The 707-nt window shown below is 46.8% G+C and carries 1 protein-coding gene; it reads right to left on the bottom strand.

Going from position 1 to position 707, the window contains the following annotated elements; translation table 11 throughout:
* Positions 1 to 707: hypothetical protein (locus tag KP705_RS15770; protein WP_215764884.1), on the bottom strand; the 707-nt coding region annotated here is incomplete at both ends.

Below are 707 nucleotides of genomic sequence, written 5' to 3'. Positions count from 1 at the left end.
GGATATTCATATGCATGTTAAGGGTTTCATGATCCTCATTATGAGTGAACTCAGTCCCCCTGAAATACAGATTTGAACCATATTTTTGATTGAGCCAACGGAAGCAATCAGAGAGCTTGCGTGTCCATTTCCTATGCTCCGCCTTGAGGTCATCATATATGCGGACGTTCTCACCGCAGGTGATAACCATGTACCGCAGATACTTCCCCTTATTCGGGAGAATGTTATCAATCCAATAGGTCAGCTCATTCCTCAACTGGCGACGCTCAGCAACAGCAACAGCAGGAATGAACATGATATGCCTAAACTGTTCATCCATCTGCTTAGCTAATCCAGACAGCAAACCCACCTTGAAAAAGGTGCCATCCTGCTTCTTACGCCTAGACGGAATCCCCAGACCTTCAAGCCTGTCAGCAATGCGATCAGATTGAAGCCTTATGGCCTCATCCCTGCCAATGCGTTCAAGATGTTTAAACACATCAACCTTGTTCCCACTGTTGCGACGAAGAAGCTCATAAAAACCTATCCGAGAAGATGACTCACACCCATTCTCAGACGGTCCTGCATCAAAAATCTCTCCGCGTGATTCCTTCGCTTCCTTAACCTCTGGAACGTATTCTAAACCACCAGCAGGAAGCCTGAAGCGTCGCCTGTCTTCCTGTTCCGAACGACACGCAAAACGCAGATTCTCATCAGCAGAATAATCC

It is taken from the genome of Gluconobacter sp. P1D12_c, assembly GCF_018812105.1.
GTDB classification, from domain to species: domain Bacteria; phylum Pseudomonadota; class Alphaproteobacteria; order Acetobacterales; family Acetobacteraceae; genus Gluconobacter; species Gluconobacter oxydans_A.
Note: the sequence above shows the minus strand (reverse complement) of the source record. Positions and strands in the feature narration are given on the sequence as shown.